Source organism: Bradyrhizobium sp. CCBAU 45394, assembly GCF_028128655.1.
GTDB classification, from domain to species: domain Bacteria; phylum Pseudomonadota; class Alphaproteobacteria; order Rhizobiales; family Xanthobacteraceae; genus Bradyrhizobium; species Bradyrhizobium diazoefficiens.
Genome location: NZ_LBIX01000169.1, coordinates 78710 through 104390 on the forward strand (window position 1 = coordinate 78710; position 25681 = coordinate 104390).

A 25681-nucleotide genomic window follows, 5' to 3' on the forward strand; every position below is an offset into this window, starting at 1 on the left:
TTCGCTTCGAGGATGCATGACGAGACGCCCGGCAAAGGCAGGATCGATCGCGCGCGGCGCGGGCGTCGCGCTGGGCGAAGCGGTGTTCCGCTCACTCTGCGAGGCGCTCCAGGCCGGCAGCTACCGCGCGGGCGATCGCCTGCGCGAGGAGGAAGTGGCGCAGCGGCTGAAGGTCAGTCGCACGCCGGTTCGCGAAGCGCTGGGCCGCCTCGCGGCGCGCGGCTTCGTCGAGCCCGCCGGCGGCCGCGGCCTGATCGTCCGCAACCTCGATATCTCCGAGGTGCTCGAGCTCTACGCCATGCGCGAGATCATGGAAGGCGCCGCCGCGCGCCTCGCCGCCGAGCACGCCTCGGCGACCGAAATCGACGCGCTCCGGGACATCGAGCAGACCTTCGTCGAGGCGCCCGCGACCGACGCGATCGAGATGGCGCGGCTCAACCGCGCCTTCCACGAGGCGATCTGCCGCGCCGCGCGCAACCGCTATCTCGACAACGCCTCCCGCGAACTGCAGGACTGGATCGCCCTGCTCGGCCCGACCACCTTCACGGTGACGGGACGCCCCACGACCAGCCACGGCGAGCACCAGGCCATCATCGACGCCATCGCCGCACGCGACGGCGACAGGGCCGAACAGCTTGCGCGCGCACACATCCGCGAGGCGCTGCGCTGCCGGCTCAAATTGTTGCAGAAGCAGTAGAGCGCTGCGCTCACGCCAGCACATCCGCGGCGACCGCCTTCGAGACATCCCGGACGTCGGCGGGCTTGAGCCGCACCTGCAAGCCGCGCTGGCCGCCATTGAGATAGACGTAGTCATGCGCGAGCGCGCTCTGCTCGATCACCGTGCGCACGGGCTTGCGCTGCCCGAACGGGCTGATGCCGCCGACCTTGAAGCCAGTGACGCGCTCCGCCTCCAGCGGCTTCATCATCTGCGCCGACTTTCCGCTCACGGCGGCGGCGAGCTTCTTCATCGAGACCTCCTGGTCGGACGGCACGATCACGCAGACCGGCTTGCCGTCGACGAGCGCCATCAGCGTCTTCAACACGCGCGCCGGATTCTCACCGAGGGCCGACGCCGCCTGGAGCCCGATGCTCTCCGCATCGGGATCATAGTCGTAAGCGTGGACGGTGAAGGCTACATCGGCGGCCGCGAGCGCGCGTGTGGCGGGAGTGACTTTGGACATGGGTCACATTTACCACCGTCATTGCTGGGAGCGAAGCGACGAGTACGGCGCAAACTCTCCCCGGGTCGTCCTGGCGAAAGCCAGGACTCATTACCCCAGGGAGCGGTTTGGCGAAGACTTGTCGTTCGGTATTGCCACCGTCCGCGCTCGATAGATTCCGCGGTATGGGTCCTGGCTTTCGCCAGGACGACATCGGAGTGTTGGGTGGATATCGCGCCGCCCAACGAACGCCGCCGCCCTTACTCCGCAGCGTCCCGCATCTCCACGCGTTCGGCTCTGGCCGCGCAGAACTTGAATTCCGGGATCTTGCCGAACGGATCGAGCGCCGGGTTGGTCAGGAGGTTCGCCGCTGCCTCCGCGTAGCAGAACGGCATGAACACCATGTTCTCCGGAACGTCGCGGTCGGAGCGGACCTTGACCTCGACGGCGCCCCGGCGGGTCTCCAGGCGAATGAAATCGCCAGGCGCGAGCTGCTTCTTGTGCATGTCCTTCGGGCCCATGAAGGCGACCGCCTCCGGCTCGATCTGGTCGAGCACCTGGGCGCGGCGGGTCATCGAGCCGGTGTGCCAATGCTCCAGCACGCGGCCGGTCGAGAGCACCATCGGATATTCGGCGTCGGGCAATTCATCCGGCGGGATGACCTTCGCGGGCACGATCTTGCCGCGGCCGCTCGCGGTCGGGAAGCCCGTGGTGAAGATGATTTCGTTGCCCGGCTTGTTCGGATCGTCCGCCGGATAGGTGACGGCACCTTCGCGCACCAGCCGTTCCCAGCTGATGTTCTTGAGCGACGGCATGAGCTCTGCCATCTCGGTGTAGACATCGCCGGCGCCGGCGTAATTCCACGGCAGGCCCATGCGCTTGCCGATCTCCTGGATGATCCAGAGATCCTGCCGCGCATCGCCCGGCGGCTTGATCACCTGGCGCGCGAGCTGCACGCGGCGATCGGTGTTGGTGAAGGAGCCCTCCTTCTCGGCGAAGGCCGAGGCCGGCAGGATCACGTCGGCGTGGAACGCGGTCTCGGTCACGAAGAGGTCCTGCACCACGAGATGGTCGAGCATGGCGAGCGCGTGGCGCGCGTGCTGGAGATCGGGGTCCGACATCGCGGGGTTTTCGCCCTCGATATACATGCCCTTGATCTCGCCGGCATGGATCGCGTTCATGATCTCGACCACCGTGAGGCCGCGCACGGGATCGAGATCCTGCTGCCACAGCTTCTCGAAGGCCCCGCGCAAGTCGTCGCGGCCGACCGGCTGGTAATCCGGCAGGAACATCGGGATCAGGCCGGCATCGGAGGCGCCCTGCACGTTGTTCTGGCCGCGCAGCGGATGCAGGCCGGTGCCGGGGCGGCCGACCTGGCCGGTGATCAGCGCGAGCGCGATCAGGCAGCGCGCATTGTCGGTGCCGTGGACGTGCTGGCTGATGCCCATGCCCCAGAAGATGATCGACGATTTTGCCCGCGCATAGGTGCGTGCAACCTCGCGCAGCGTTTGCGCCGGGACGCCGCAGATCGCCTCCATCTTCTCCGGCGTGAATTCCTTGATCTTCTCCTTGAGGTCCTCAAAACCCTCGGTGTAGCCGGCGATGTACTGGTCGTCGGTCAGGCCTTCAGTGATGATCGTGTTGATCATCGCGTTCAGCATGGCGACGTCGGAGCCGGGCTTGAACTGCAGATGCTTGGTCGCATGGCGCGACAGCGTCTGCCGGCGCGGGTCCATCACGAACAGCTTGGCGCCGTTCTGCTTGACCGCGTTCTTGATGAAGGTCGCGGCGACCGGATGGTTCACGGTCGGGTTGGCGCCGATCACGATGATGACCTCGGCGTCCATCGCCGCGGAGAACGGCGCCGACACGGCGCCCGAGCTGAGACCTTCGAACAGCGCCGCCACCGACGAGGCGTGGCACAGCCGGGTGCAGTGGTCGACATTGTTGGAGCCGAAACCGGTGCGCACCAGCTTCTGGAACAGATAGGCCTCTTCGTTCGAGCCCTTGGCCGAACCGAAGCCGGCGAGCGCCTTCACGCCGTTCGTGTCGCGGATCTTGACGAGACCCTTGGCAGCGATGTCGAGCGCCTCTTCCCAGCTCGCTTCGCGGAAATGCGTGAACGGATTGGCCGGATCGACCTGGTCGTTGGCATCCTTCTTCGCATTGGGCAGCCGCACCAGCGGCTTGGTCAGGCGGTGCGGATGGTGGATGTAGTCGAAGCCGAAGCGGCCCTTCACACAGAGGCGGTTGTGATTGGCAGGGCCATCACGGCCCTCGGCATAGATCACCTTCTCGTCCTTGACCTCGTAGGTCACCTGGCAGCCGACGCCGCAGAACGGGCAGAGCGAATCGACCTTCTTGTCTGCGTAAGTCACGCGGGTCTGGTTCTCGTCGAGCATCACGGCCGGCATCAACGCGCCGGTCGGGCAGGCCTGCACGCATTCGCCGCAGGCGACGCAGGTGGACTCGCCCATGGGATCGTCGAAGTCGAACACGATCTTCGAGCCATGGCTGCGGTAGGCCATGCCGATGACGTCGTTGACCTGGACCTCGCGGCAGGCGCGCACGCACAGGCCGCACTGGATACAGGCATCGAGATTGACGCGCATCGCCGGATGGCTCGCGTCGGTCGCCCAGCGCTCGGCGGCGGGAAAGCGGCTCTCGGTGACGCCGGTGGTCTCGGCCCAGTGCCAGAACTTCGAGTCCGGATCGTGCGAGGTTTCGCGCGCCGGCTGGTCGGCGACGAGCAGCTCCATCACCATCTTCTGCGCGGAAACCGCACGCGCGGACTCGGTCTTCACCTTCATGCCGACCGACGGCGTGCGCTTGCAGGACGCCGCCAGAACGCGCTCGCCCTCGATCTCGACCATGCAGGCGCGGCAATTGCCGTCGGGACGATAGTCGGGCGCCGGCGAGTAGCAGAGATGCGGGATCTCGCGGCCCTGGCGTTTTGCGACTTGCCAGATAGTCTCGCCGGGACTGGCCTCGACCTGCTTGCCGTCGAGCTCGAACGTAATCTTCGTCATTCGGCCGCTTCCTTGAACTCGTCAGGGAAATACTTGATCACGGTGGTAAGCGGATTCGATGCCGCCTGTCCGAGCCCGCAGATCGAGGCATCGCGCATCGCCTGGCTCAATTCTTCCAGCAACGCGCGGTTCCAGACCGGCTTCTGCATCAGCAGCGCCGCCTTCTGGGTTCCAACGCGGCACGGCGTGCACTGGCCGCAGCTCTCGTCCTCGAAGAATTTCATCAGGTTCAGGGCCGCTGCTCGCACGCTGTCCTTCTGCGACAGGATCACGATCGCGGCCGAGCCGATGAAGCAGCCGTATTTCTCCAGCGTGCCGAAATCGAGCGGGATGTCGTCCATCGACGCCGGCAGGATGCCGCCCGAGGCGCCGCCCGGCAGGTAGGCGTAGAAGGTGTGGCCGTCGGCCATGCCGCCGCAATATTCGTCGATCAACTCGCGCACGGTGATGCCTGATGGCGCGAGCTTCATGCCGGGATTTTTCACGCGGCCGGAGACCGAGAAGCTGCGCAGGCCATGACGTTCGTGGCGGCCGTGGCCCTTCCACCAGTCGGCGCCCTTCTCGACGATGTCGCGCACCCACCACAGCGTCTCGACGTTGTTGATCAGCGTCGGCAGTCCGAACAGGCCGACCTGGAACGGATAAGGCGGCTTGTGCCGGGGCAGGCCGCGCTTGCCCTCGATGCTCTCGAGCAGCGAAGATTCCTCGCCGCAGATATAGGCGCCGGCGCCGCGGCGCATATGCAGCGTCGGGCCGCCCGGCGGCAGCTTTGCGATCTCGCGCTCCAGGATCTCGCGTGCGGCCGGATATTCGTCGCGGATGTAGATGTAGACGTCGGACGCCTCAACGATATGCGCACCGATCAGGGTGCCCTCGAGGAAGCGGTGCGGGTCGTTGTTGAGGTAGACGCGGTCCTTGAAGGTGCCCGGCTCGCCCTCGTCGCCGTTGACCGCCATCAGCCGCGGGCCGGCCTCGCCAAGCACCGCGCGCCATTTGCGTCCCGTCGGGAAGCCCGCGCCGCCGAGACCACGCAGGCTGGAATCCTCGAGAAGCCTGAGGATATCGTCCTTGCTGACCGCCCCGGAGCGCAGCCGCTCCAGCAGCTTGTATCCGCCGTCCTGCACATAGGCGTCGTAGTCGACATAAGCAGGAATGTGCGCGTGAACGTCGCCGCGCGCTGCCGTGGCCAGCACCTCGGCGGCCGTAGCCTGATGCACGAAATGATGGCCGACTTCCGCGACCGGGGCCGCGTCGCACAATCCGACACAGGGCGCGCGTACGACGCGGATGCCGGGACCGGCGCTGCGCTGGAGATCCTGCAACAGCTGCCCACCGCCGAGCATCTCACAGGTCAACGAATCGCAGACGCGGATCGTCAGCGGCGCGATATCAGGCTCACCTTCCTTCACGATGTCGAAATGCGCGTAGAAGGTCGCGGTCTCGAACACCTCGGCGAAGGCGAGCTTCATCTCGTCGGCGAGGGCCGCAAGATGCGCCGCCGAGATCTGGTGATATTTGTCCTGGATCAGGTGGAGATATTCGATCAGGAGGTCGCGCCGCCGCGGGCGATCGCCGAGCAGCTGCTCGATCTCGTGTGCGGCGGTGGGATCGACCTGCCGCCCCTTGGGCGTGGCCTTGGCTCGCTTCCGCCCCTCGCCCGGATGTTCGAACGAGCGGACCTCGTGCACGTCATGGCTCATCGATGAGTCTCGTAAACCTTCTTTAAAACACGTCCAAGTCTAGCCGTTGGCATACCAGATGCCAAGAGAATTCATCCATTCCGATAAGCATTTAAGGGCACGGGGCCAACAAGCCCCACGCCCCTTGCCTCGAACTGTTGGTGGAACCCGACCTCAGGTCTTGTTCATGCACTCCTCGATGTAGAACCAGCGATCGTCGCCGGCGAGGCCCTTGGACTTCACGTCGGCGCGGCAGGCCTTGAGCTTCGGCTTGTTGGCGGACCACTTCGCCTTCATGTCCTTCAGCTTCTGCATGGTGAGCTTGATCTTGCCCGGCTTGGCCTCCGTCGTCGCGGCCGGTGCCGTGGTGGCAGGCGCCGCCGCGGTTTGCGCGGACGCGGCATGAAGGCCAGCGACCAGCAACACGGCCGCAAGGCAAATTCGGGTGCGAAGCATTTAAATCCCCTAAGTACCAGTCTTGATGATGTCTGAAAGGCGAACGCCGCGGGACACCGATGATGAGCATCCCGCGGCTGTCTTGATGGCGATCAGAATATCTTGACCGCGCTCTCCAGCGTCTTCCACACACCCCAGAGCAGGGGAATGCCGACGAAGGCCCAGAACAGCGCCGCCTTGGCGTCAAGCCCGCCAAACCCGATGCCGTAAGAGCCGTGCGGTCCGGCTGCGGCGGCGCTGGCGCTCGCCGCCTGCAACTTGGCGACATCGGCCTCCTTCATGTGCCACTTCGGATCGACCGGCTTGATCAGGTAGTTGCAGATCAGGCCCGCGATCAGCATCGCGCACAGGATGTACATGGTGGTGTTGTAGAGCTGATCGCGCGGCACGCCCGCCGCGAGCTGGAACTCGCGGATGTAGTTGACCACGACGGGGCCGATGATGCCCGCGGTGGACCATGCCGTCAGCAGCCGGCCGTGGATGGCGCCCACGAACTGCGTGCCGAACATGTCGGCGAGATAGGCCGGCACGGTCGCAAAGCCCCCGCCATACATCGACAGGATGATGCCGAAGCCGAGCACGAAGAGCAGCTTCGAGCCCATCGCCGCAAAGGTCGGCGCCAGTGCATAGAGCACGATGCCGAGGATGAAGAAGGTGTAGTAGGTGTTCTTGCGTCCGATCTTGTCCGACAGCGATGCCCAGAAGAAGCGGCCGCCGATGTTGAACAGCGACAGCAATCCGGCGAAGCCCGCGGCGATCGCGGCGATCTGCGCCTTCTGCCCGGCATCGAGCGCGTTGAAGCCGACGTCCGGCAGGCCGATCAGCTTGCCGGCGAAGATCTCCTGCAGCATGGGCGAGGCCATGCCGATCACGCCGATACCCGCCGACACGTTCAGGCAGAGCACCCACCAGATCAGCCAGAACTGCGGCGTCTTGTGTGCGTCATTGAGATGAACGTTGTTCTTCGAGATCATCGCGTTGGCCTTGGACGGCGGGGTCCAGCCTTCGGGCTGCCAGCCGGGCGGCGGCAAGCGATAACGGAACGCGCCGATCATCATGAACACGAAGTAGATGACGCCCATCGCGACGAAGGTCTCCCAGACGCCGACCGAAGTCGGGGTCTTGAAGTAGTTCATCAAGAGGTTCGCCAGCGGCGCGCCGATCATGGCGCCGCCGCCGAAGCCCATGATGGCCATGCCGGTCGCCATGCCGCGGCGGTCGGGGAACCACTTCACCAGCGTCGACACCGGTGAGATATAGCCAAGGCCGAGACCGATGCCGCCGATCACGCCCGAGCCCAGCCACATCAACCAGAGTTGGTGGGTGTAGATGCCGATCGCGCCGAGAAACAGGCCGCCGCACCAGCACAACGCGGCAACGAAGCCGGCCTTGCGCGGACCGACCCGCTCGAGCCAGCCGCCCCAGATCGCGGCCGAAACGCCGAGCAGCACGAAGAACAGCGTGTACATCCAGCCCAGGCTCGCGACTTTCCAGTCGCAGGTGGTGGAGAACAACTCCTGGAACAGCGAGATGTCGGGGCACGCCTTCGGCGCGTTCAACCCGATCGCGCGCGACAGTGGCAGCCAGAACACCGAGAAGCCGTAGGCCATGCCGATGCACAAATGGATGCACAGCGCCGCAGGCGGCACCAGCCAGCGATTGAAGCCGGCGGTCGCAATCGTCCGCTCACGATCAAGAAAGCCAGAGCCAGCGCCCGATATCGTTCCAGCGCTCTCAATAGTAGACATACAGTCCTCCCCTAAGCCGCCCTTCTGAGCAGCCTGCCGCTAAGATCCTGATCCTCAGCCATTCACGGTGCAGCCAGCTGTCCCCGCTGCCCCGCATCATCATCCGGCGCGCGCCAGGATCGGTCACGCACCTCCGAAAAGTTAACCCCTCGAGCGGGGCTCTATGCCCGATACCACGTGCAGGCTTCGTGTTTGGCCCGTTGATCCGCGTATCGCAGACAACACTCAACCTCCGCGCCCGCACGGAGAAAGTCAATTTGGGCAGAAGCCATGATCGATGTCGATAGACAAAAGGTCGGTATCAACGCGGTAACGCGTCAGGAACGCAGCGCACCATTGGTGTTGCCTATCGGACCATTTGCCTTTTCTATCAAGAACACGATGCGCGCGTCGTTGCGCTCGGTGATCTCCACCGTGTCGCCGGTCTCGCGAATCAGATTCGGAATGTCGATCACCGACAGCGGATCGGTGCAGTACACCTCGAGCTGATCGCCCGGCTGCAACGGTTTGAGCGCCTTGCGTGTCTTCAGGGCGGGCAGCGGGCATTTCAGCCCGGTGAGATCGAGCGTGGTTCTGGTCATGGGCGCAACATGGCGGGACCGATCAATGGCGTCAACGCAACCGGTCAGAGCAGATCGGCATAGGACAGGAACCCCACGCCCTGCCCTGGCTCGACACGCGTGATGTCCTCGCCGAGCTCGACGAGGCCGTCGGTCTCGACCAGCGACGACAACAGCCCGGCGCCTTCGCGCGGGAACTTGATTGCCTCCAGCGCGCCATCCTGTCCCCTCCGCAACGAGACACGAACATATTCGCGGCGGCCGATCTTCTTCTTGTAGGTGAACGCCGCACGCACCGGGATCGGCAACAGCGGCTCCGGCAAACCACCCATCAGCGCCAGCACCGTCGGCCGCACCACATGGACGAAGGTGACGAAACTCGCGACGGGATTGCCGGGCAGGCCGATCAGCGGCGTGCCGCCGATGATGCCCATTGCCACGGGCCGGCCGGGCTTGATCGCCATCCGCCACAGCACCAGCGAGCCGATGCTCTCGACCGCCGCCTTGACGTGATCCTCCTCGCCGGTCGAGACGCCGCCGGTGGTGAGAATCAGGTCGTGGCTGCCTGCAACCTGCTTCAAGCCATTCGCGAGGGAAGTCCGCTCGTCACGCAGGATGCCGAGATCGCTGACCTCGCAGCCGAGCCGGCGCAGCATCGCCATCAGCATGAAGCGGTTGGAGTCGAACAACTGCGAGGCGGCGCGCGGCTCGCCCGGCGACGCCAGCTCGTCGCCGGTCGAGAACACCGCAACGCGGATGCGCCTGACGACGTCGACCCTCGTCAGGCCGAACGCCGCGGCGAGCGCGACATGCTGTGGCCGCAGCCGCTGGCCGGCGCGCAGCGCGACGTGCCCCTGGGGAATGTCCTCGCCGGCAGGGCGGACATTGGCGCCCGGCTTCAGCCCTGGCGGCAGCACGATCCTGGCGGCGTCATCGATGCGGACATCCTCCTGCATGAAGACGGTCCCGGCATCCGGCGGCATCGGCGCACCCGTGAAGATGCGCGCGGTGTGGCCGGGCCTGATCGGCGCGTGAGCAAGGCCGCCGGCCTGGATGCGGCCATCGAGCGGAAACGCCCGTTCCGCGCTGTCCGGAAGATCGGCGTCGCGCACGGCATAGCCGTCGACGGCGGAGTTGGTGAAGGGTGGCAGCGGCAGGGGCGCGGCGATGTCTCGGGCCAGCACGCGACCATCCGCATCGACCAGCGCCACGGTCTCGAGATCGGCAATCGCGTTGACGCGCGTCGTGATCAGGCCAACGGCCTCGTCGACCGACATCATCGGTCCGCCAAAGGCAAAGCAATCGTCAGACAGTTGCGCCATGGTGCCTCGTCAGCGCATAGCAGCGCTTTTCGCGACCGCTTCCTCGACCGGCATCGCCACACGCAACAGCAGCGACGCCGCGGCCGGGATATCGTCGAGATGGACGGTCGGCAGCCGGGTGTCAATCGGGGCGTCGGTCGCGATCCCGGCAATTCCGGGATCGTCGGGAAACAGCAACGGTTTGCCGTTGCCGGCACGATGGACTTCGATCTTGCGGTGCGGCTCGCGCTTGAAACCCTCGACCACGACGAGATCGACCGCGGAAAGCTTGCTCAGGAGTTCCGGCAGCCGCGGTTCCGCCGCGCCGCGCAACTCGTGCATCAGAGCCCAGCGATTTGACGAGGCAACCAGCACCTCGGCCGCGCCCGCCTCGCGATGGCGCCAGGAATCCTTGCCGGGCACGTCGACGTCGAACTGGTGATGCGCATGCTTGATGACGGAGACGCGCAGGCCTTGCGCGCTGAAATACGGGATCAGCCGCGTCAACAGCGTGGTCTTGCCCGCACCGCTCCAGCCTGCAAGGCCGATGACTTTCATAACCGATCCGTCTCCGCCAACGACACGCCTGCCGATGGAACCGCCGGCCTCTCCCCGTCATTGCGAGCGTAGCGAAGCAATCCAGACTGCCACCGCGGTATAGTTCTGGATTGCTTCGCCGCGCGCAATGACGGCGAGGCAGCATTTTCGCTTTCCGCCAGCATGCTTATATCGGCTTGACCCGAATGTCATGCTAACGTCGTGGCCATGATGAAGATCGACAAAGCCCCGGTGCCCCTGATCGTCCCCAACCCGGATGACCCGCGCCTGACCCAGAGCGTGACCGGGACCGACCAGACCGGCGCCAGAGTCGAGATCAAGGTGCCGATGGAGCGGCCGCTGACGCTCTACCTGAATTCCCAGGAGATCGTCACCATGATGACGATCGGCGACTATCCGGAATATCTGGCGCTGGGCTATCTGCTCAACCAGAACATGCTGAAATATAATGACGCGGTGACCGAGGTCGAATACGACGACGACCTCCAGGTCGTGGTCGTGCGCACCTCGCATCACACCAATTTCGAGGCCAAGCTGAAGAAGCGCACGCAAACCTCGGGCTGCGCGCAGGGCACCGCCTTCGGCGATCTGCTGGAAGCGGTCGAGAGCGTCGCGCTGCCAAAGGCGGAGCTGCGCACCTCATGGCTCTACCAGATGACGCAGACCATCAACACCATGCCCTCGCTGTATCTGGAGGCCGGTGCGATCCATGGCTGCGTACTGTGCAAGGAGGGCGAGCCGCTCTGCTACACCGAGGACGTCGGCCGCCACAACGCCGTGGACAAGATCGCGGGCTGGATGTACCGCCACGGCGTCGATGCCGGCGACAAGATCCTCTACACCACGGGACGTCTCACCTCGGAGATGGTGATCAAGACGGTACGCATGGGCATTCCGATCCTGGTGTCGCGCTCCGGCTTCACCGCGTGGGGCGTCGATCTCGCAAGACAGGTGGGCCTGACGCTGATCGGCCGCACCCGCGGCAAGCGTTTCATCGCGCTCGCGGGCGAGGAACGGATCGTCTACGACCAGAACCTTGCTTATGTCGAGGAGGAGTCGGCCAAGCACAAGCGCAAGGGTGAAGGTGGTGACGACTAGAATTCCGACGCAAGGCGTGCTGCTCGCCGGCGGTCTCGCGCGACGCATGGGCGGCGGCGACAAGCCGATGCGCACCATCGGCGGACGCACCATCCTGGAGCGCGTGATCGCACGCCTTTCGCCCCAGTGCAGCGGGCTGATCCTCAATGCGAACGGCGATCCCGCCCGCTTCGCCGCGTTCGGTTTGCAGGTGATCGCCGACGACGTGCCCGGCTTTCCCGGCCCGCTCGCCGGCATCCTCGCCGCGCTCGACTGGACCGCGGCGAATCGGCCGGAGATCGAATGGGTGCTCAGTGCCGCCGGCGACTGCCCGTTCCTGCCGCGCGATCTCGTCGCGCGCCTGCATGAAGCCCGTGAGCGGGAGAGCGCGCAGCTCGCGGTCGCCGCATCGGGCGACCAGACGCATCCGGTGATCGGGCTGTGGCGCGTGGCCTTGCGCGACGAATTGCGCCACGCCCTCGTCGTCGAGGACCTGCGCAAGATCGACCGCTGGACCGCGCGCTATCCGCTCGCGACGGTGACGTGGCCGGCCGAGCCGCTCGATCCGTTCTTCAACGCCAATACGGTCGAGGACATCGCCGAGGCCGAGCGGCTCGCGGCGCTGGATGACGCGGCTTAGCCTCGCGCATCCGCGCCTCCGGCCCCAGCGCGCGCAACACCTTCATGGCATTGCAGCCGATCTGGATGCCGGCGCCAATGCGGGCGAATTGGGAGGCCTGCTCGTAGACCATCACATTGATGCCGACGCGCCGGAGCGCCGCGGCGGTCGCAAGCCCGCCCATGCCGGCACCGACGATCGCAACCGAAAGCGGCCTTGCCATCGCGTCCCCCAACCTGTCGCACGGCTTGAACGCCCCGTCGTCGTCTATCGTCTACGCCGGCCGGAAGCCCGCTCGCTCCAGTGCCGTACGTGCCTCGCCCGAGCCGAGTGCGTCGAGAAAGGCCTGTACCGCCGGACGCTGCTTGCGCGCCGTCACCAACGCAAAGTCATAATGCTCTTCCGCGAGCGGAATGAAACCGAGACCGACCGCATGGGCGACCGGCGCAATGGTCATGCCCCAGTCGGCGCGTTGCTGCGCGACGGCGGCGGCAACGGCGTTGTGCGAGCGCGGCTGGTTCCAATAGCCTTCGGGGCGCGCACCGCCGAGCAGCCGGTCGATCAGGATACGCGTGCCGGCGCCCTGGTTGCGGTTGACCATGATGCAGGCGGGATCCGTGAGCGCGGCGGCAACGGCGTCCTTTGCGCTGAGGCCCTCGAAGCGCTTGTCGCCCTTGCGGAACACGATGCCCTGCATCCGCCGCCAGCCCGGCACGAGCTCGAGCCCTTCGACCAAATAAGGCGTGTTGTAGGTCTCGCTTCTGTCGTCGAACAGATGGATCGGCGCGAGATCGCACTCGCCCCTTTTGGCTGCCGCAAGCCCGCCGAGGCTGCCGACCGCGATCGAGCGCACTGTGAGGCCCGCATGCGCGAGCTGTGCGGTGACGAGGTCGAGGCCGGTGCAATGGCTGCCGACGATGACGAGATCCGGCACGCGCACATGCGGCGTGAACAGCGTCACCTCGGCCTCGGTCCCCGCGGGCATCTGATCGGCGAGCGCATCGATGCGCAGGAAGCCGTCGGCCTGCGCGAAGGAGGTGATCGCACCGGAGCCCTTGCCGGAGGGATAGGCGATCAAGCCGCCCCTGCCCTCGACCAGCGAGACCATGACGAATTCGGTGCGGCCGAGCTCGGAGGCAATGCGCACCGGCACGGTCGCGCTGACCTTGGCATCGGAGCGCGGCGGCAGGCCGGCCATCCTGCGCAGCACCGGCACGATCATGTCGTGGAAGGTGAACATCGCCGAGGTCGGAAAGCCCGGCAGGATCACGACCGGCTTGCCGTCGCAGACCGCGAGGCACAGCGGCTTGCCGGGCTTGAGCGCCACGCCATGCGCGACGACGCCGGGCTGGCCGAGCCGGCTGATGATGCGGTGGGACAGGTCGCCCGCGCCTTTCGACGTGCCGCCGGAGAGCACCAGCATGTCGGCGTCCGCCAGCGCGCGGCGCATGGCGGATTCGAGCTTCGCTTCGTCGTCGGGAATGGCGCCAAGGAAGATTGCCTCGCCGCCATTCTCGTCGATCGCGGCCGCGACGATCGCGCCGTTGGTGTCGTAGATCTCCGCGGGCGCGAGCACCTCGCCGGGCTGAACCAGTTCGTCGCCGGTCGAGATCACGGCGACCCGCGGCTTGCGCGCGACGGCCACCTCGGCGATGCCGCAGGCCGCCAGCATGCCGATCTCGCGTGAGCCGACGAGCGTGCCGGCGCGCAGCAGGGCTTCGCCGCGCGCAATGTCGGAGCCCGCATAGGAGACGAACTGCCCGGGAGACGCGGCTCGGCGGATATCGATCGCATCCGGGCCGGCCGGCTGGGTGTGCTCGACCATGACGACAGCGTCGGCGCCGCGCGGCAGCGGGCCGCCGGTGGCGATCGGCGTTGCGGTGCCCGTGGCAACTTGCATCCTCGGCGCGGTGCCGCAGTGGATGGTCTCGCCGTTCAACGCAAGGCGAACAGGCGCACCTTCGCCGGCCGCGGCGAGGTCCGCGGAGCGGACGGCAAAGCCGTCGACATTGGAACGGTCGAACGGCGGGACGTCGATCGGGGCGGTGACGTCTTCGGCGAGCGCCGTGCCGAGCGTATCGGCAAGCTTGCGCGTTTCGCTCGGAATCGCGCGGGGAAACAGCGCCGCCTCGAAACGAGCCATCGCCTCCTCACGCGAGAGGATCTTGAGGAACTGCTCCTGTTCGAGCGCGCTGCGGTCTTGCGATTGCGGGATCATCGTCATGCCGGAACCCATATCACTCCCGCATCAGATAGGCATCGACGGATGCGCCCGCTGCAAATCCCTCGTGGCTGGCTGGAATGATCATCCATGCATCCGCACGGGCAATGGCCTGGAACGGCCACTCCCCCACCGCAAGCGGCATCCAGGCATGATGGTCCTCGGCCAGCAGTGCGATTTCGGCAATGCCGACACTGGATGCGATCTTGCGCGCGAGCGGCCGTGTCACCTGCCGGCGCTGCTGCCGTGCCGACAAACGATCGACGAGCGGAAGCACCAGCGCGAGCCAGGCTGCGAGCGCATGATCCGGCGAGCCGGGCAAGGCAACGACGGGAACTTTTTCGAGCCGCCCGACCGCGGCGGTGCGGCCGGGCTGAAGCGCAATGCCATGGGCGATCACGTCACCGCGCCGGGCCAGCGCCGCGACAGCGGCATCCCGGCGGCCGACGCCGCTGCCGCCGACAATCAGCAGCAGGTCGCAAGAGGAAGCATCGAGCGCATCCGCAATCGATGCGTCATCGCGCGCGGCGGCCTCGAACGCCTGCACATCCAGTCCCGCGGCGCGCGCGATCCCGGCAATCATATGCGCCGTCGTCGTCGTATCAGGCACATTGACGATGCGCAGCCGCGGTCGCCGCACGCTCAGCCTGTCCACCGCCGCGACGCCGGCGAGCATCAGCGCGGCCGGACCGACCGGATATCCTTCTGTGCCGGCAAGCGTGCGAACGGCGATGTCGCTTCCGGCGCGGCGGACGCCCTGCCCCGGCACGCCCTCCGCCAGCACCTGCGCAAGCGGTCCAGATATTTCGACGGCGTCGGCATCGAGCACACAGTCGCATCCCGCCGGCATCGCGTCGCCGGCATCGACCCAGGCCGGCGCCGTCGCCAGATGCGACGGCGAATAGGCGGACGCACCGACGAGATCATTGGCGTGCAACGCCCACCCGTCCATGCCGGCAATGTCGTGCGGCGGATAGGCCGCAAGCAGCGGAGCGTCCGCCGCGATACAGCCGATCGCTTCAGTCAGCGGCAACGCAACAGGTGTGATCGGTTCAACGTCTCGCAGCAACGCGGCAAGCGCGGTGTCGAGCGGCGTCAGCGATGGCGGCAGGCGCTGGGTCATGCGCCATGATGGACCATGCAACGCTGCGTTTGGCAACCGCCGGAGATGCAGATGTCAGCCGGCCGACTTGTCCGCATTCGGAAAGAACAGCTGCTGCCCGTCGACCCTGTAGCCGGCGATCGCCGCCTGCCCGTCCGGCGAGATCAGCCAGTCGATGAAGGTCTGCCCCAGCTCCTTCTTCACGCTCGGAAACTTCTCGGGGTTGACCAGCATCACGCCGTATTGGTTGAGCAGCCGCTTGTCGCCTTCGACGATGATGTCGAGATCGCCGCGCTCCCTGAAGGCGATCCAGCTGCCGCGGTCCGACAGCACATAGGCATTTGCGGCACGCGCAGCTTCGAGCGCCGCGCCCATGCCCTCCCTGGCCTCGCGGTACCAGGCGCCTTTGGCAGCGGCGATGTCGATGCCGGCGACGATCCAGAGCGCGAGCTCCGCGGCGTGGGTGCCGGAGCGATCGCCGCGCGTCACGAACGGCGCGCCCTTGGCCTCGATCGCCTTGAGTGCGGTCGCGATGTCCTTGCCCTTCACGCCGGCAGGATCGCTCTTCGGCCCGATCAGCACGTAGTCGTTGTACATCACGTCGAAGCGCTTCACGGCAAAGCCGTCGGCGACGAACTTTTCCTCCTGTGGCCGCGCATGCATCAGCACGACGTCCGCATCGCCCTTGCGCGCCTCGTTGAGCACCTCGTCGGCGCGCTGCGCGATCACCCTCACGTCGATGCCGGTCTTGTCACGGAAAATCGGCAGCAGATGATCGAGCAGGCCCGAATCCTGCGTCGCTGTGGTGGAGGCCAGGACGATGGCGCGGTCCTCCGCGAACGACGCTGCGATGTCCGCGGTCAGGCCGCAGAGAAGCGCGAGTGCAACGGACAGGCGGCGAAAGGCCATGAGCTGGTTCCCATTGGATACGGCCACGATCATGAGGATCGATTGCGCCGCACTCGTGACGCATTTGCCCCTCGCGCGCTACCGTTCGGGAAATTCCGGCAATTGCAGCCGATTGCAATCGCGCGCGCGACAGCAAGGCCCGCACCATGTGAGCGCTTCAGGATCGTTCACCAAAGCGGAAGAGGCGACCGCGGATGTGTTGCAAAGCAACGAGATGATCGGGCATGGTTCCCGCGGACCGAAAATGAACTGCAGAATTCCACCTGCGACGAAAGTCCAAAAAGAAGCAAGAATTTGCATAGGAATGCAGGATGGAATTCCTGACGACCAGTGAAGCCGCTGACTATCTCCGACTTGGCGAACGCAAGCTCTACGAACTCGTCACCACCGGCGCGATCCCCTGTAGCAAGGTGACCGGGAAGTGGCTCTTCCCGCGGCACGAACTCGATCTCTGGGTGCTGTCCGGACTGGCGCGCCCTGCGGGCATGCTGGCCACGGAGCCGCCACCCGTCGTGGGCGGGAGCCAGGACGAGCTCCTGGACTGGAGCCTGCGCGAATCCGGCTCCGGCCTGGGATCGATGAGCGAGGGAAGCGCGCGCGGGCTCGAGCGCCTGCAGCGCGACGAGGTGACGGCTGTCGCAGTGCACTTCCACAGCCTGGATGCCTCCGGCAATCTTGCCTCCGACGCCAATGTGACGGCGCTGCGAGACGCTCCGGACCTGCATGACGCGCTGCTGGTCGCATTCGCGCGCCGCGAGCAGGGTCTCGTGCTGCCGCCGGGCAATCCGAAGCGATTGCGCGGTCTCGCCGACGTGCTCGCGCTCGGCGCCAGGATGGCGATGCGACAACAGGGCACAGGCGCGCAGATGCTGCTCGACGTGCTCCTGAAGCGCGCCGACGCCACCACCCGCGATTTGCGCCGGGTGGAGACGCCGGCCCTCACCGGGCCGGATCTTGCCGAAATGGTCCGCGCCGGCCAGGCCGATTGCGGGGTGGCGACACGCGCGGCGGCGCGCTCGGCCGGCCTCGATTTCGTGCCGCTGGTCTGGGAAAATCTCGATCTGGCGATGCGACAGCGCAGCTATTTCCGCCCCACCATGCAGGCCCTGATCCGGTTCCTGAGCGAAAGACGGCTGCGCCAGCGCGCCGAGGAGCTGACCGGCTACGACCCCTCGCCAGCGGGGCAGATCCGCTTCGCGGCCTGACATTGACGCCCGCCCCCAAATAGTTGCAAAAGAAACCAATTCAGCCGGGCATACCCGGGCAACACCGGCCAACGAGCCGGATCAGGGGAGGACAAGCGTGAATCCAGCAAGATTTGGACTGCCGGTCGCGGCCGGCTTTGCAGCGACGTTCTTGGCGGCAGCCCTGCTGCCGGGCGCCGCAATGGCGCAGGTTTCCGACAACGTCGTCAAGATCGGCGTGCTGACCGACATGAACGGTCCCGCTTCCGCGCCGACCGGCCAGGGCTCGGTGACGGCGGCGCAGATGGCGATCGACGATTTCGGCGGCACCGTGCTCGGCAAGCCGATCAGCATCGTGATCGGCGACCACCAGCTCAAGGCCGATATCGGCGGCGCCATCGCGCGGCGCTGGTACGACGTCGACCAGGTCGACCTGATCGTCGACGTGCCGGTCTCGGCGGTCGGGCTTGCGGTGCAGAACATCGCCAACGAGAAGAAGCGGCTGTTCATCACCCACTCCACCGGCACCGCCGATTTCCACGGCAAGTTCTGCTCTCCTTACGCGATCCAGTGGGTGTTCGACACCCGCGCGCTCGCGGTCGGCACCGCGGATGCGGTGGTCAAGCGCGGCGGCGACAGCTGGTTCTTCATCACCGACGACTACGCCTTCGGCCATTCGCTGGAGCGCGACGCCTCCAGCGTCGTCACCGCCAATGGCGGCAAGGTGCTGGGCTCGGTGAAGCCGCCGCTGGCAACGCCCGATCTCTCCTCGTTCGTGCTGCAGGCGCAGGCCTCCAAGGCCAAGATCATCGGCATTGCGGCCGGTCCCCCCAACAACATGAACGAGATCAAGACCGGCTCGGAGTTCGGCGTGTTCAAGGGCGGCCAGCAGATGGCGGCGCTGCTGGCGCTGATCACCGACATCCACGGCCTCGGCCTGCAGGCGGCGCAAGGCCTGTTGCTGACCACCTCGTTCTACTGGGACATGGACGACAAGACGCGCGAATGGTCGAAGCGCTATTTCGCCAAGATGAACAAGATGCCGTCGATGTGGCAGGCCGGCGTCTATTCGAGCGTGATGCACTATCTCAACGCCATCAAGGAGACCGGCACCGACGATCCGCTCAAGGTCGCCGCGAAGATGCGGGAAAAGCCGATCGAGGATTTCTTCGCCCGCAACGGCAAACTGCGCGAGGATAATCTGATGGTGCACGATCTCTGGCTGGTGCAGGTGAAGACGCCGGAAGAGAGCAAATACCCGTGGGACTATTACAAGATCCTCACGACCATCTCGGGCGACAAGGCGTTCGGGCCGCCGGACCCGGCGTGTGCGATGGTGAAGAAGTGACGATCGCTTAAAGCGATCGTCATTCCGGGGCGGTGCAAAGCACCGAACTACGGTGCGCAATTGCGCACCTGGGAATCTCGAGATTCCGGGTTCGCGCTTTGCGCGCCCCGGAATGACGGCCGCTTAGGGAGCGACCGTCATTTCACCACGCCGATCTCACGGAAGTACTTCATCACGCCCGGATGAATCAGCTCCGGCTTCGGCGCGGCCGCGACGGTGTTCGCCGCGGTCGTCTCGCAGGCCTGCGCGAGCTTCTTGCAGAACGTCGCCTCCACGCCATGCAGCGTCTTCGCCAGCCGGTAGGCGACATCGTCGGGCAAATCCTCGCGCGTGAGGACAAAACTCCACGAACCGAGCGAGGCGATCGGCTCGGCCTGCTTCGGGTAGCTGCCGGCCGGCACGATCATCGGCTTCAGGAACGAATGCCTGGCGCGGATGCGCGTGACCTCTTCCTCGCTGGGCGCGATGAAGCGCGCGCCTGATGCGCTCGATGCCACCGCGGCAAAGCCGGGCCAGCCGATGCCGGCGCCCCAGAGCGCTGCGACGCGTCCGTCCTCGACCATCGCAGGGCCGTCGCCGGCGCGGTCGAGATAGACGGCCTTAAAATCCTCGTCCTGCCTCAGCCCGAGGCCATCGAGCACGTAGCGCGCGAGGATCGGCAGGCCCGAGCCCTTGGCGCCGAACGCAACAGGCTGGCCAACGAGATCGCGAATGGTCTTGTAGGGGCTGTCGGCCCGCACCACGAACATGCCGGGGTTGGAATAGATCGCGGTGAGAATCTTCAGCCGCACCTTCGCACGGCCGATGCCGGCGAAGGCCTCGTAGGCCGGCTCGCCCGCGACCAAGGCGAGATCGAGCTCGCCCTTCTCCAACAGCGGAATGTTCTCGTTGCTGCCCTTGGTGTTGCGGGGTGCGATGGTGATTTGCGGATCGGCCGCGTTCATCACCTCCGCGAAGGCGTTGCCGTAGAGCGGGAAGCCGCCGCCGGGCGTTGCGGTGCCGAGGCTGAGTGTCGTGGTCGGAATGGCCGTGCCTCCGGTTTGAGCAGCAGCGGGGCTTAAGAGCAGCGCCGCGGCGAGAAGGATGATCGCGAATCTCATGGTCGTTCCCGGCGGACCTGCGTCAACACCGACTTGCGACGATGTAGGCAGCGGCCCGATTTTGTGAAAGCATGCAGCCCAACGACAATAATGCAATGGGAGGCGTCATGTTGCGAATTTTGCGTAACTATGTTTTCGGGCTAGTTTTTCTCTTAAGTCTTTTCAGCGCCGCACCTCCTGCCTCCGCCGCATATCCCGACCGCCCCGTGCACTGGATGATCGGCTTCGCCGCCGGCGGCCCGGTCGACATCGTGGCGCGGATCATGGCGCAGTGGCTGTCGGACCATCTCGGCCAGCAATTCATCGTCGAGAACCGCGCCGGCTCCGGCGGCAACATCGCCGCCGCCGCCGCGATCAACGCAGCCCCCGACGGCTACACGCTGCTGTTCGTCGCGCCCAACAACGCGATCTCGACCTCGCTCTACAAGAAGCTGCCTTACGACTTCCTGCGCGACACCGTGCCGGTCGCGAGCATCATGCAGCTCACCAACATGCTGGTGGTCTCCAACGCGATGCCGGTGAAGACGGTTCAGGAGTTCATCGACTACTGCAAGGCCAATCCCGGCAAGATCTCGTTTGCCTCGTCCGGCAACGGCACCTCGGTGCACATGTCGGCCGAGCTGTTCAAGGTGATGACCAAGTGCGACATGGTGCACGTGCCCTATCGCGGCTCGGCGATCGCCTTCCCAGACATCATCTCCAACAAGGTGCAGCTGATCTTCGACAATCTGCCGTCCGCGCTGGAGCAGGCCAAGGGCGGCAATGTCCGCGCGCTCGGCGTGACCTCGCCGCAGCGTTGGCCGATCGTGCCCGACGTGCCCGCGATCGCCGAGACCGTGCCGGGATTCGAATCGGTCGGCTTCTACGGCATCTCCGCGCCGAAGGGCACGCCGCCCGACGTGGTCGAGATCATCAACAAGGCCGTCGGCGAAGCGCTGAAGGACCCCAAGCTGGTCGCCCGCCTCGCCGAGACCGGCGGCATCCCCAAGCCGATGACACCCGCCGAGTTCGGCAAGCTGGTCGCGGACGAGACCGAGAAGTGGCGCAAGGTGGTGGAGTTCGCCGGGGTTTCGGTGGATTAGACGGCGATCTGCGGCGAGCTTGCAGCTCGCCGGCAAGACATTGGAGGGGCCCCAGGAAAGCCCCTCCCATCGAAACATCGAAAACAACCCCATGCACAGTAGAAAGATCAAGCGATCACAAAGGGTTACAAAATCCAGGAAAACGAGCCTAGGCGGGGCTGGTTTGACCCGTCGGGCAAAACAGGATTATAAGGGCATCATCGCCAATTTCGGTATTTTAGAACTCGCAGGCATTGCTGCGCCGGCGTTTCCATCGGCCAGGGCCGGCATTGCACCCTCGCCTCCAGCCTTGTAAACGAACCGCGCACCGTTGCCGGCCGCGCGTTCCCGCGGCCGTCTCGCGGCGGGGCCTGTAGCTCAATGGTTAGAGCCGGCCGCTCATAACGGTCTGGTTGCAGGTTCGAGTCCTGCCGGGCCCACCACGCTTCGCCCTTCGTCGGACTACGCGTGGCGCAGCCACGCCGAGCCTAAATCCGGCTCAAGAAAAAAGTCTCCAATTTGCCCTTGCCCTTCACGTCAATGCTGCCGCGTGGCTCCAGCGCGAAGCGACCGACGAGGTGGCGGGCGATATCCCGGGACACATGGATTCGATTGGGCAGAGAGTAGGCCTCGAGCCGGCTGGCGACATTTACGGTATCGCCCCACACGTCGTAGATGAAGCGGTGTGCGCCGATGATGCCGGCAACCACGGGGCCCGAATGTATGCCGATCCGGATTTGCAACGGCCAGCCGAAATGGCTGTTGACGCGTCCCAGCCGATCGATCATGCCAAGTGCCATTTTCGCGATCGCTGCGATCGCATCGGGGTTCGGATCAGGCAAACCGGCGACGGCCATGTAGGCGTCGCCGATGGTCTTGATCTTCTCGACACCGAGCTCACGGGCAAGCGCGTCGAATTCCGAGAACAACCGGTTCAAGTACTCGACCATCGCTGCAGGCGTGACCCGTGACGAATGCTCGGTGAAGCCCACCAGATCGGCGAACAGAACGCTCACACCCTCGAAGCGGTCGGCAATCATGGCTTCGCCGTGGTTCAGACGGCCAATCACCTGTCTTGGCAGGATTGTCAGCAGCAGCCGCTCAAACTTGGCGGTCTCCTCCTCGATGCGGCGAAGATACTTCTGCTCGCGGTCGCGCCAGCGCTTCTTGTGCAAGCAAGCATTGATCCGCGCGCGCAGCAGGATCGGATCAAACGGCTTCGGCAGATAGTCCTCGGCCCCGGCCTCGATGCAGCGGACGGCGCTCTCGGTCTCCGCCAAGGCCGTGATCATGATCACCGGAATGCGGCGCAGCCGCTCATCCGCCTTCATGCGCACCAGCACATCAAGCCCGTTGATATCGGGCATCATCAAATCGAGCAGGACGAGGTCGAACTCATCGTTGGCGAGCGCCTGCAGCGCCTGCTGGCCGCCGGCCACCGAAGAGACGCGATGGCCGTCGCGGGTCAGTCGGCGCGACAGGAGGTCGCGATTGGCCTCGATATCGTCCACGACGAGAATAGAACCGGTTTCGGTGGCAGCATACTGCCGGACCGGCCCGAGGCTGCGCATCAGGTCGCTAACCATGACCGCGCCGGTCTGATCGGGAGCCAAGCTCGTCTCCTCGACATCAACCGAGAATCGCACGATGCGATCGAGGCGCAGCAACAGGTCGGTGGCCGCAGCCAGCAGGCGATCGAAATCCGCCCTCAGGGAGTCGCTTGAGAAACTGGCTGCATCCTCGCGCAGCATCTCACCATAGCCCTTGATCGCGTTGAGCGGCGTGCGCAGCTCGTGACGAAGATCCTGTTCTTGCGTGGTGGCCGCTGAGCCGGGCGGGCTCTTGGCGCGATCGCCGTCCATCAGCCGGTCGACCTTGCCGGCGAGATCCCGGGCTGCGCCGAGGATACGGTTCATATCGGGGAGGATGTCCAAGCGCCCGTTCCGGGACGCCTCTTCGTGCAGGATCTCTGCGTAGCCGAGCAAGGCGTTGACCGGGGACTGCAGTTCCTGGCGAAGATGGGCAAGCTGAATGCGCCAAGCGCGCGCGCTGTCGGTGTCAATGATACTCATGGCCGATCCGCGCGCGCGCGCCGGGCGTGCAGGGGTAGCAGCTCGTCAAGCGCCGCCAGCACGGCCTTGCCGCTGTATTCGCCCTTGTGCACCAAATGCTGTACCTGGCCGTTGAGGCGCGAGCGATCCTCAACGGTCAGCGTCTTTGCGGTGACGACGATGACCGGGATGCTCCGCCAGCGGGACTCGGCTCGCACCCGTGCGATGAACTCGAACCCGTCCATCTCCGGCATCATCAGATCGAGCAGAATTGCATCGGGTGAAGCCTCATTCAAACGCTCAAGACCAATCCGACCATTCTCTGCTTGCGTCACCATGCAATCGATCTGCCGCAAGGCGCGCCCCATCAGCTCGCTGGCCGACGCGTCATCCTCGACTATCAGCACGTGTCGCGGCGCGCCCCTTGGGCAGCACTTTTCCACCGCGCTGACCAGTCTGTCGCGATCAATCGGCTTGACCAGGTAATCGGCGGCACCGAGCGAGAAGCCAATGCCCTGGTTGTCGACGATCGTGACCATGATCACAGGAATTTCCGCGAGTACCGCATCTTCTTTCATGGCGCTGAGCACGGCCCAGCCATCCATCTGCGGCATCAGAGCGTCGAGCGTGACGACATCGGGGTGCAGCGTGCGGGCGAGTTGCATCGCCTCCTCGCCATTGGCAGCCAGGCGAACGGCGTAACCGCCGCGCTGCAGGTGTCGGCGTAGCAGCTCACGCGCATTGGGATCATCGTCGACCACGAGAACGATCGGCGCATGCTCGGGCTCGGCAGCCTGCGGCCCCTCGGAACGCTTGTCTGCCGCCGAGACTGTAGTGTCCGATGCAGCGCGTGTTACCGCCGGCAGACGAACTACAAACGCCGTCCCCTTGCCGGCTTCGCTCGTCAGCGTCACGTCGCCACCCATCAGCCGGCAGAAGCTCTTGGTGATGGCGAGGCCCAGCCCCGTACCACCATAGACGCGGGTCGTCGAGTCGTCCGCCTGAGTAAAGGCCTCGAACACCTTGGCCTGCTGATCTGGCGTCATGCCGATGCCGGTATCGCGCACCTGGAACTCGATCCATTCGCCAGCCGCATTCGTGTCACGCAGCGCGGTCAGCGTTATCGTCCCGTTTCGCGTGAACTTGCAGGCATTGCTGAGAAGGTTGAACAGGGTCTGCCGCACCTTGGTCAGATCGCTGTGGATCGTGCCGATCTCGTCAGCACAGTTCGCCACCAGAGCGTTGCCGGTCTTCTTGGCCAGCGGGGTGACGGTCGCCGCGACGCTATCGATCATGGGGCGGAGCTCGAAGGTCTCGAGATAGAGCGTCATCTTGCCAGCCTCGATCTTGGAAAGATCGAGGATGTTGTCGATCAGGCCGAGCAGATGCTTGCCGGCATCCTGAATCTTGCGCAGGTCCGCCATCTCCGATTCGCGGCCGGCGCTCTGGGCGTCCTCGAACAGGATCTCACTGTAACCGATGATCGCGTTCAAGGGTGTGCGCAGTTCATGACTCATGTTGGCTACGAAGTCCGACTTCGCGCGTGTCGCCTGCTCGCTCGCCCAGATCGCCTTGTGCAGCTCGCCTTCCATGCGCTTGCGGTCGCTGATGTCGGCGAGGCCGTTGATCATCGCCGGGCGCCCTTCGAACTCGACGCGCTGAGAAGCTATGAGCGCCCAGAACTCCTCGCCTCCAACCCGCTTGAGCAGCATCTCCATGCCCTCCACATGGCCGTGCTCGGTGAGCGCGCCGATGAAGCGCTCGCGATGTTGCGGGTCTGCGTAGAGGGTTTTCGCTTGCAGGCCCAGGGCAGACGAACCTTCGAGCTCGAACATCTCGCTGAAGCGCCGATTGGCATACCGGATGATTCCGTCATCAAAGGTTACGATCGCCACCGCCATAGGCGCGGCCTCGGCGATGACGCGCAGCCGCTGTTCGCTCTCTTGGATCGCCTGCTCCGCCTTCTTCACGTCGGTGATGTCGGTGTAGGTCGCCACGGTGCCGCCGTCGTCGGTTTTGCGCTCGTTGATCTGGATCCAGCGCCCGTCGGAGCGGCGTTGCACATGCGTGCCCTTGGGATCGCGATGCTGAGCGAGGCGTTGCTCGATCCAGGCTTCGACGCGCCCCTCCGCGTCGCGGATCTCGCCGCTCGCGGTCGCGTTGCGGAGGATTGTCTCGAACGATACGCCCTGATTCACGACATTGATGCTGGCGGTGCCGTGCATGTCCCGGTACCGCCGGTTGTATATAACCAGCTTGTCGTCGGCATCGTAGAGCGAGAAACCCTCGGAGATGCTCTCGATCGCGTCGACCAACCGGCGCTGCGCCTCTGTTGCCTTGTCGCGTGCCTCCGACAGCTCCTTCGAGCTCAGCTCTTGCGAGCGCTCGACCATCGCCCGATCGCTATCGAAATCGGTGTATGCGGAATCGACGGCCGCCACGAAAGACTGCAACGCAGCCGGTACTTCGCCCTCCATACCGAGGTGCTTTCTGAGCTGGCGTCGTAGCAGCCTGTGCA

The 25681-nt window shown here is 65.4% G+C and carries 22 protein-coding genes and 1 tRNA gene; 8 read left to right on the top strand and 15 right to left on the bottom strand.

What is annotated here, in order from left to right; all coding sequences use genetic code 11:
• Nucleotides 1-16: 16 nt before the first annotated feature.
• Entirely contained in the window at nucleotides 17-697 is a 681-nt protein-coding gene (locus WN73_RS26300) for a GntR family transcriptional regulator (RefSeq protein WP_028174272.1), read from the top strand.
• Nucleotides 698-707: 10 nt separating this feature from the next.
• On the opposite strand, the gene ybaK is transcribed toward WN73_RS26300, so the two are convergent.
• The 8 genes from ybaK to mobB form a co-directional block, all read right to left on the bottom strand.
• The gene (gene ybaK, locus WN73_RS26305) at nucleotides 708-1181 is read right to left on the bottom strand and encodes a Cys-tRNA(Pro) deacylase (RefSeq protein ID WP_011085106.1); all 474 of its coding nucleotides are present in this window, start codon (nucleotides 1179-1181) and stop codon (nucleotides 708-710) included.
• A 239-nt stretch (nucleotides 1182-1420) separates the two neighbouring features.
• Nucleotides 1421-4189, bottom strand: coding sequence for a formate dehydrogenase subunit alpha (fdhF, locus tag WN73_RS26310; RefSeq protein WP_271555336.1), 2769 nt, complete (start codon nucleotides 4187-4189; stop codon nucleotides 1421-1423).
• A complete protein-coding gene (locus WN73_RS26315) occupies nucleotides 4186-5889 on the bottom strand; it encodes an NADH-ubiquinone oxidoreductase-F iron-sulfur binding region domain-containing protein (protein WP_271555337.1) in 1704 nt (567 codons plus the stop codon). The genes fdhF and WN73_RS26315 overlap by 4 nt, the downstream gene beginning before the upstream one ends.
• A 153-nt stretch (nucleotides 5890-6042) precedes the next feature.
• On the bottom strand, nucleotides 6043-6324 hold the full coding sequence (locus WN73_RS26320) for a hypothetical protein (RefSeq protein WP_011085103.1): 282 nt from the start codon (nucleotides 6322-6324) through the stop codon (nucleotides 6043-6045).
• A 92-nt stretch (nucleotides 6325-6416) separates the two neighbouring features.
• Entirely contained in the window at nucleotides 6417-8072 is a 1656-nt protein-coding gene (locus WN73_RS26325) for an OFA family MFS transporter (protein ID WP_161536175.1), read from the bottom strand.
• A gap of 317 nt (nucleotides 8073-8389) precedes the next feature.
• Entirely contained in the window at nucleotides 8390-8653 is a 264-nt protein-coding gene (locus WN73_RS26330) for a sulfurtransferase TusA family protein (protein ID WP_028174267.1), read from the bottom strand.
• A 44-nt stretch (nucleotides 8654-8697) separates the two neighbouring features.
• A complete protein-coding gene (locus WN73_RS26335) occupies nucleotides 8698-9954 on the bottom strand; it encodes a molybdopterin molybdotransferase MoeA (protein ID WP_271555338.1) in 1257 nt (418 codons plus the stop codon).
• A gap of 9 nt (nucleotides 9955-9963) precedes the next feature.
• A complete protein-coding gene (gene mobB, locus WN73_RS26340) occupies nucleotides 9964-10491 on the bottom strand; it encodes a molybdopterin-guanine dinucleotide biosynthesis protein B (protein ID WP_011085099.1) in 528 nt (175 codons plus the stop codon).
• Nucleotides 10492-10698: 207 nt separating this feature from the next.
• Between mobB and fdhD the strand changes: the two genes are divergently transcribed.
• A complete protein-coding gene (gene fdhD, locus WN73_RS26345) occupies nucleotides 10699-11589 on the top strand; it encodes a formate dehydrogenase accessory sulfurtransferase FdhD (protein WP_028174264.1) in 891 nt (296 codons plus the stop codon).
• Entirely contained in the window at nucleotides 11534-12208 is a 675-nt protein-coding gene (gene mobA, locus WN73_RS26350; protein ID WP_371740309.1) for a molybdenum cofactor guanylyltransferase MobA, read from the top strand. Before fdhD ends, mobA begins: the two co-directional genes overlap by 56 nt.
• On the opposite strand, the gene WN73_RS26355 is transcribed toward mobA, so the two are convergent.
• From WN73_RS26355 to WN73_RS26370, 4 genes are read right to left on the bottom strand one after another with little or no spacing between them, the layout of a single operon-like run.
• Complete coding sequence (locus WN73_RS26355) at nucleotides 12141-12410, bottom strand: FAD-dependent monooxygenase (RefSeq protein WP_271555339.1); 270 nt, start codon at nucleotides 12408-12410, stop codon at nucleotides 12141-12143. The genes mobA and WN73_RS26355 overlap by 68 nt on opposite strands.
• Nucleotides 12411-12461: 51 nt before the next feature.
• The gene (locus WN73_RS26360) at nucleotides 12462-14411 is read right to left on the bottom strand and encodes a molybdopterin biosynthesis protein (RefSeq protein ID WP_271555340.1); all 1950 of its coding nucleotides are present in this window, start codon (nucleotides 14409-14411) and stop codon (nucleotides 12462-12464) included.
• A gap of 13 nt (nucleotides 14412-14424) precedes the next feature.
• Nucleotides 14425-15531 carry a molybdopterin-binding protein gene (locus WN73_RS26365; protein WP_271555341.1) on the bottom strand — a complete coding sequence of 369 codons (1107 nt, stop codon included), beginning with the start codon at nucleotides 15529-15531 and terminating at the stop codon, nucleotides 14425-14427.
• A gap of 54 nt (nucleotides 15532-15585) precedes the next feature.
• Nucleotides 15586-16419: a substrate-binding domain-containing protein gene (locus WN73_RS26370; RefSeq protein WP_271555342.1), complete on the bottom strand. Its 834-nt coding sequence runs from the start codon at nucleotides 16417-16419 to the stop codon at nucleotides 15586-15588.
• Here WN73_RS26370 and WN73_RS26375 point away from each other — a divergent pair.
• The 3 genes from WN73_RS26375 to WN73_RS26385 all read left to right on the top strand — a co-directional run bounded on the left by WN73_RS26375 (nucleotide 16418) and on the right by WN73_RS26385 (nucleotide 18951).
• On the top strand, nucleotides 16418-16753 hold the full coding sequence (locus WN73_RS26375; RefSeq protein WP_271555343.1) for a hypothetical protein: 336 nt from the start codon (nucleotides 16418-16420) through the stop codon (nucleotides 16751-16753). The genes WN73_RS26370 and WN73_RS26375 overlap by 2 nt on opposite strands.
• Nucleotides 16731-17624, top strand: coding sequence for a helix-turn-helix transcriptional regulator (locus tag WN73_RS26380; RefSeq protein ID WP_028174259.1), 894 nt, complete (start codon nucleotides 16731-16733; stop codon nucleotides 17622-17624). Before WN73_RS26375 ends, WN73_RS26380 begins: the two co-directional genes overlap by 23 nt.
• A 97-nt stretch (nucleotides 17625-17721) precedes the next feature.
• Nucleotides 17722-18951: an ABC transporter substrate-binding protein gene (locus WN73_RS26385; RefSeq protein WP_028174258.1), complete on the top strand. Its 1230-nt coding sequence runs from the start codon at nucleotides 17722-17724 to the stop codon at nucleotides 18949-18951.
• 137 nt (nucleotides 18952-19088) lie between these two features.
• Here WN73_RS26385 and WN73_RS26390 read toward each other — a convergent pair whose 3' ends face one another.
• Nucleotides 19089-20051, bottom strand: coding sequence for a TAXI family TRAP transporter solute-binding subunit (locus WN73_RS26390; RefSeq protein WP_271555344.1), 963 nt, complete (start codon nucleotides 20049-20051; stop codon nucleotides 19089-19091).
• A gap of 107 nt (nucleotides 20052-20158) precedes the next feature.
• Between WN73_RS26390 and WN73_RS26395 the strand changes: the two genes are divergently transcribed.
• Nucleotides 20159-21133 (top strand): Bug family tripartite tricarboxylate transporter substrate binding protein, encoded by a 975-nt coding sequence (locus WN73_RS26395; RefSeq protein ID WP_271555345.1) that lies wholly within the window; start codon nucleotides 20159-20161, stop codon nucleotides 21131-21133.
• A 346-nt stretch (nucleotides 21134-21479) separates the two neighbouring features.
• Nucleotides 21480-21555, top strand: a tRNA-Ile gene (locus WN73_RS26400).
• Nucleotides 21556-21600: 45 nt separating this feature from the next.
• Here the strand turns inward: WN73_RS26400 and WN73_RS26405 are convergent.
• Both WN73_RS26405 and WN73_RS26410 read right to left on the bottom strand, forming a co-directional pair.
• A complete protein-coding gene (locus WN73_RS26405; protein WP_011085076.1) occupies nucleotides 21601-23184 on the bottom strand; it encodes an adenylate/guanylate cyclase domain-containing protein in 1584 nt (527 codons plus the stop codon).
• On the bottom strand, nucleotides 23181-25604 hold the full coding sequence (locus WN73_RS26410; RefSeq protein WP_271555346.1) for a response regulator: 2424 nt from the start codon (nucleotides 25602-25604) through the stop codon (nucleotides 23181-23183). The genes WN73_RS26405 and WN73_RS26410 overlap by 4 nt, the downstream gene beginning before the upstream one ends.
• Nucleotides 25605-25681: the final 77 nt, after the last annotated feature.